This is a genomic window from Prevotella bivia DSM 20514, from assembly GCF_000262545.1.
Classification (GTDB): domain Bacteria; phylum Bacteroidota; class Bacteroidia; order Bacteroidales; family Bacteroidaceae; genus Prevotella; species Prevotella bivia.
This window is the reverse complement of sequence record NZ_JH660660.1, coordinates 301,427-307,615: the sequence shown is the minus strand read 5'-3', so window position 1 is coordinate 307,615 and position 6,189 is coordinate 301,427. Positions and strand designations below refer to the sequence as shown.

The 6,189-nt window shown below is 40.8% G+C and carries 4 protein-coding genes and 2 pseudogenes; all 6 read right to left on the bottom strand.

Going from position 1 to position 6,189, the window contains the following annotated elements; all coding sequences use genetic code 11:
* Nucleotides 1-272 precede the first annotated feature (272 nt).
* On the bottom strand, nucleotides 273-632 hold the full coding sequence (locus PREBIDRAFT_RS03670) for a DUF2023 family protein (RefSeq protein ID WP_004339238.1): 360 nt from the start codon (nucleotides 630-632) through the stop codon (nucleotides 273-275).
* A 51-nt stretch (nucleotides 633-683) separates the two neighbouring features.
* Nucleotides 684-1,172, bottom strand: coding sequence for a flavodoxin FldA (gene fldA / locus PREBIDRAFT_RS03665; protein WP_004336247.1), 489 nt, complete (start codon nucleotides 1,170-1,172; stop codon nucleotides 684-686).
* Between the two features lie 424 nt (nucleotides 1,173-1,596).
* A pseudogene (locus PREBIDRAFT_RS03660) lies at nucleotides 1,597-2,897 on the bottom strand (IS1380 family transposase).
* Between the two features lie 435 nt (nucleotides 2,898-3,332).
* Nucleotides 3,333-4,001 carry a Crp/Fnr family transcriptional regulator gene (locus PREBIDRAFT_RS03655; protein WP_004336168.1) on the bottom strand — a complete coding sequence of 223 codons (669 nt, stop codon included), beginning with the start codon at nucleotides 3,999-4,001 and terminating at the stop codon, nucleotides 3,333-3,335.
* Between the two features lie 93 nt (nucleotides 4,002-4,094).
* Complete coding sequence (gene hcp / locus PREBIDRAFT_RS03650; RefSeq protein ID WP_004336169.1) at nucleotides 4,095-5,738, bottom strand: hydroxylamine reductase; 1,644 nt, start codon at nucleotides 5,736-5,738, stop codon at nucleotides 4,095-4,097.
* Nucleotides 5,739-5,912: 174 nt separating this feature from the next.
* Nucleotides 5,913-6,189 (bottom strand): annotated as a pseudogene (locus PREBIDRAFT_RS11575) (hypothetical protein); the annotation flags it as partial.

Sequence of the window (6,189 nt, the reverse complement as noted above, 5' to 3'; positions counted from 1 at the left end):
GTTTTGAGAACTTTGTTTCTCAGGCACTTGGAGTTCTTACAAGAATTTATGCTGCGGAATTAAGGTGTATTTAATATTTAATGCAGTGAAGATAATACTTTATTTTGAATAATATCTTATACGACGGGTTAAATAATAATAAAGATAGATTAGAGAGACACAAAAAAGGCTGACTTCACAGCCAGCCTAATTCCAATACAAAAACATTATGAAATAATTTATATTTCGCGAACAAGATTTCTTTAAATTTCTATTCAATCTATATATTATGGCTAAATTGCATGTTTGCAGGTACAACACTTGCGTTCGCAAAAACGTTCGCACTGTACACGTATATCATATCCTAGCATAGCACCTAAGATGAAGTCTTCTTCAGGTGTAAGCTGGTTAAGAGGTTTTGTAACGATGAGCTGGATAGCATCTAAACATTCTTGTCGACCAAAGAATAGGTTGACATTATTATTTCCGACATTCTGAATAATGTAGGGTATATTCTGCTTTTGTAAACGTGTAACAGCAAACACTTCGTGCTTTTTATTAAAAGTATAAAGCACCATTTGCCGTACTCCTTTTTGATATTCATAAATGTGGTTCATGAGTACCTTCATGTCGGCTGTTACTACGTTATTCATAAGCAATTATATTTTAATGTAAAGAATGTTCCTTTTCTTAGTAAACCTTAATTATAAAGCAGGTTTAATTTGCTCTATCCAATTGTTAATGCGCATTTCAGTCTTATCGTTTTCATTAACATCATCTAACGCAAGTCCTACGAAATTTCCATCAACAACAGCTTCACTATCATCATAGGTATAATCATCGGCAGACACTCCATGAAGAATATTAGCCCCCTCTGCTGCATCGTATATTTCCTTCATCGCACCGCAGAAGGTATCACTATACGACTCAGAGTCGCCACAACCAAAAATAGCTACGGTTTTACCCGATAAGTCAGCTTTCTTTAAAACCTCTACTCCATCATACCAATTGTCTTGAAGTTCGCCAGCACCCCATGTAGAGGTACCTAAAATGAGGTTATCGTAAGCACCAATAATATCAGCAGTAAAATCGGCTACATCAATTACTTCTGCTCCTAATTTACTTCCAATGGTGTTTGCTATTTCTTCACATACACCTGTTGAGGATCCATATACTACAATAGTTTTCTTCATTTTTCGTTTCTCCTTTACTTTTATTTTACAGATGCAAAATTACATGCTTTCTAGCAATCATACAATACCTAAAAATTGTGGTTTTAATACCCCCCTTATTAATGGTCATCAATAATTTTAGGTAGGAGCAAATGTTATCCTTTTACAATCTTATACGATTTTTCCTTAAAGTTTCGTTTTTTGTATTACCTTTGCATATAAAGTAAAGAGGTGGAAAAGAATAGCCCTGCTGTTGACAATAATACACATTATATAACCTTAATTCCGCAGTATTTTTTCTTGTGAGAAAATTTTATATGTTGAGATGTCTTTTGGGGGCTCTATATGTTGATCTGAGGTGCTTCGGTGTTTTTTGGGTCTTTTCTAAGCATAAAATCCCCCACCCAAACCAATGGGGAATATTAAAACCACAAAGAAATACTGTTTATTCAAGGAAGACTTCTGAGTAGTAGGTTTTATTTGTATACAGGTTCAGAACGTGCTGCCTTCCCGTTCTCACCCATTTTGCTGGCACGCTGACAAAATGGAGGATAAAGGCTTTCAGCCTGCTTGTCTTTTCAATGGCTTGACCTTTTCGCTGATATGACGGACGAGATAGAGATAGAAGTTCTTCAGCATGGCGGTAACCATCATGAAAACCATGTTCTCAGCCATAAAGGAAAATGGAAGATGTGACCAGCCGAAGTCATTGTTCTGTATGTCGAAGTTCTTTTCGCTTGCTCCACGCTCATTATAAAACGTAATGATGTCCTTCTCGGTAGACACCCAGTCGTTGGTGAGGATACAGCGGTATGTGTATATTACTCCGAACATATCCGTCTGCTCACTGCCATCCTTGCCTTTCAAAGGACTACGCTGTACGACGAGCCTGTATAACTTTCCTTCTATCAAGCTGTCTATGCTGATGGATGTGACATCGCATTTCTCATAGCCTACCTCAACGTCTTTCCATTCCTTCAACTGTTGGAAATTCTCGTAGCGACTGCCGCAGTTGGCAGCACGAATGTAGAACGTGTTGCAGCGCTGCTCTACGGTTTGGATGATTTCCTTTGAGAACGACCCGCAGTCAGCACGGAAACGCTCTATTACCACACCAAGTTCTGAGGTTACACGGTCCATAATGCGACGGAGCGTGTCCTCCTGATGGAATTTCACATTGGTGTTTCCGTCACGGTTCTCACCTCCGACTATGATTCCCCCAATGGAAGCCCAACCAGGAAAATAGCCAAGGTCCTGCTTATAAGAATACTTAGCATCGAACTTGTGGGCTGGAACGAACTGGTGGTCAAAGTCCAGGTCAACATGGCTGCCCACCTTTATAAGCCCCATTCTCCGTATCATCCGTAATAGTAAGGTGTTCAGCTTCTCTGCCGTGTTGAAACTGTAAGACTTGCCGGAGATTTCGCTCTTGTAAATAATGTTCTCTTCAGCAAGCTCCTTCAGTCCGCGCCCAACTGTGTCGGCACCGGGTAACAGCGTATCAGGTCTCTGCTTGAACTGCCCTATAAGTGCATTGATGTCCTCAAGGCATTCTCCACCACAAAGGTAGCTGAAGAAGAGAGAGCCGAAAATACTTCCATGGCTGAATGCCTTGCCGCTACTTCCACGTTTGCCCAATACGGATTCGGTAAGTTTTTCAAAGCCCAACTTTGAGAAAACGTCCATAATGTGATAAATTCCACCGAAAGAAGTGATATTCTCGTTTTTAATTGCTACCTTTGTCATGTCAGATATTTGCTTACTTGTTATGTTTACAGCACCAAGATAGGTGAAATTTCTGACATATCCAAGTGTTTTGAGAACTTTGTTTCTCAGGCACTTGGAGTTCTTACAAGAATTTATGCTGCGGAATTAAGGATAAATATTTCATTTCGTTTTTGAAGACGACTTTATTTCGTTTTGCCGATTATATAGATTAGTCCTTCAGAGGTTAGGAGCGCATGCCCTCTGTCGGTATTCTGTGTTTTATCACTACTGCAAAAGTATAAAATCAATCGTTAGAATGCAAGAAAACAGTCGACTAATTTTCAAAAATACTCGACTGATTTTCAAAAACAGTCGACTGATTTGTTGTTGGCATATAGCATAGCTATCATAGACTGTAATTGCCACAAGTACTATAAACGGACTTAGTCGTTGCAATTATAACTTTTGTTTCCCCTATTTCATTTTATCTGAATTGAGAATAGTTATCTGTTTTCCATCTATTTTAATGGCACCATTATCTTCAAATTCGGAAAGGCATCGCAATAGCGAGAACTTCTGAATACCGAATGTGTCGGCTATCTCCTGACGGCTATTACTGAGTTTTATTGTGCGGCTTTGTTGTTCTTTGGCTGCTTTCATTAAGAAGTAAGCCACCTTTTCGCGGACAGTGAAGAGGGATAGCATACGAAGTTTCTGGGTGAGGAAGACATCAATAGACGAAAGAAGCTGAATGAAGTTCATGCGTATGCGCTCATTGGTATCTATCAGATGTTTAAGTTCCGATGGCATCATACGCATGATGGTAGTGTGCTGTGCGGTTTTTACACTTACGGGCATAGCGTTGTTCTTTGCAAAAATAAACGCTGGAGCTATCAAGACGCAAGCTTTCAGACGGTCTATCTGCACTTGCTTACCCGACAAACCAGTCATACGAGAAATCAGTTCGCCTTTGAGAATGAAGTCGGCATACTTGCAAGGCATACCAGCAAGCGTATATATCTCTTTGGCAGGATACTCCACTATTTTATAGTTCACTGTTTGTAATAGCTCTTTAATTTCCTTAGCGGTTAGTCCATTGAAGAAAGGACTATTTGTTAGTATTTCGTACATTGATGCTTCCATATTTGTTTGCTTTTAAGAATAACACACTTTATTCTTTCTTATTGTATGTAAAAAGAAAATCCCTCGATAGTTATTTATCGAGGGACGTGTATGTCAGAGAATATATTTCTGAATGTCTTCTTCTACTGTAGAGTTGCCTGCAAGTCCGAAATTGTCAACCAACACTTGTAGTACGCCTTCAGAAACGAAAGCTGGAAGGGTAGGGCCGATATGTATATTCTTCACGCCAAGGTACAGAAGGGCAAGCAGAACGATGACTGCCTTCTGCTCGTACCATGCGATGTTGAAGAAAATAGGCAGGTCGTTGATGTCGTTTGCACCAAAAATCTCTTTCAGTTTGAGTGCCACCACTGCCCAAGAATAAGAGTCGTTGCACTGGCCAGCATCGAGAACACGCGGAATACCATTAATATCTCCAAGGTTTAACTTGTTGTATTTATACTTCGCACAGCCACTGGTGAGGATTACAACGTCTTTTGGCAGAGCCTTGGCAAACTCTTCGTAATAGTTGCGGCTCTTCATACGACCGTCGCAACCGCTCATCACGACAAACTTGCGGATAGCACCACTCTTCACAGCTTCTACTACTTGGTCGGCAAGCGCAAATACTTGAGCGTGTGCAAATCCGCCTACAATCTCGCCAGATTCTATTTCCTGTGGAGCGTCGCAAGTCTTAGCCAATGCGATAACTTCAGCAAAATCTTTCTTACCATCTTCGCCTGTTGCGATGTGCTTCCAACCTGGGAAACCAGTAGAGTTGGTTGTGAATACTCTCTCAGCATAGTTTGCATTCTTTGCAGGCGGTACGATACAGTTTGTAGTAAATACGATAGGACCATTGAAACTTGCAAACTCTTCCTTCTGCTTCCACCACGCATTGCCGTAGTTGCCCACAAGATGCTTGTATTTCTTTAGTTGTGGATAGTAATGCGCTGGCAACATCTCGCCGTGGGTATAAACGTCGATGCCTGTGCCTTCTGTCTGAATAAGCAAGTCTTCAATATCCTTAAGGTCGTGTCCTGAAATGAGAATACCAGGCTTCTTGCCAACACCGATATTAACCCTTGTGAGTTCAGGATTACCGTATGTTTCTGTATTGGCTTTATCAAGCAATGCCATTACGTCTACACCATATTTACCTGTTTCGAGTACGATGCCAAGAAGTGTTTCCATATCTGCGTCTGGAGCAGTAATTGTGGCAAGAGCCTTACATATAAAAGCAATAATCTCTTCATTCGTTTCGCCTAAACGAGCCGCATGGTCATAATAAGCGGCTATACCTTTAAGACCAAGAACGGTGAGTTCCTTCAGTGAACGGAGGTCGGCATTCTCGTTGCGAAGCACTCCTTCGCGTTCGCCTTCCGCAGAGTAGTCAGACTTCTCGCCACCCCAGTGAACTTCTTGATAGTTAGGGAAAGTAATGTTCTTGCTTAAAGCTGTTTCAAGCAATTGTTTTTTCAGAGCAATGCCCGTGTCCACCTTATTTAATATACTCTGGTCATCAAAGTTCGCATTAGTAATCGTTGAGAACAATGCGTCTACGAGGAAGTCGGCAACTTCTTTTGATGCATTTTCCCCCAGCGTATGTTGGATGGTTCCCACACCACGTACAACGCTGAGCAACAAATCTTGCCACTTTGAGGTTTCAGCCTCTTTACCGCATACACCCTTAATGGTGCAACCTGTTCCCTTTGCAGTTTCCTGACACTGGAAACAAAACATCTTATTTTCTGTCATAATGTTTTTATTTAAATTTCTGATGCAAAGGTATCGGTATAAGAATTAAGGTCTGGTAACATTTGTGACTAAGCTCTGTTAAAGTATTGTTAAAAAAGTAGTATTGTAATTAGGATCTGCTAATTTATTTCTTTCACACAACCTTGTGGTGTGGGTAATATAGCCTCCATACTGTCAAAAAAGCTCATAATTCTCTTTTGGAAGGTCTTCAAGCCCGATTTTTCGAAAATGAGACAAAGAAAGTCCCCTTAGGAACTTCATGATATTCTTAGCGAAGAAGCAAGCTCCTATCCAAGTGTCAGCCGTTTGGTCAAGTTTCGCTCGGATGTCGTTGGCTCGGTAAACTCTCTTGGTTGTTCCAAACGTGCCTTCTATCTCATTTCGCTCGCCGATGGCTCTCTTCTTATCCTCTGCGTGTGTATCATTCTCTTCCTTGGGAGGTCTGCCCAGT

Coding starts and splice junctions, on each gene's coding strand:
- PREBIDRAFT_RS03655 (WP_004336168.1), bottom strand. CDS start 4,001: ATGGAAGCATCAATGTACGAAATACTAACAAATAGTCCTTTCTTCAAT.
- PREBIDRAFT_RS03670 (WP_004339238.1), bottom strand. CDS start 632: ATGAATAACGTAGTAACAGCCGACATGAAGGTACTCATGAACCACATT.
- fldA (WP_004336247.1), bottom strand. CDS start 1,172: ATGAAGAAAACTATTGTAGTATATGGATCCTCAACAGGTGTATGTGAA.
- hcp (WP_004336169.1), bottom strand. CDS start 5,738: ATGACAGAAAATAAGATGTTTTGTTTCCAGTGTCAGGAAACTGCAAAG.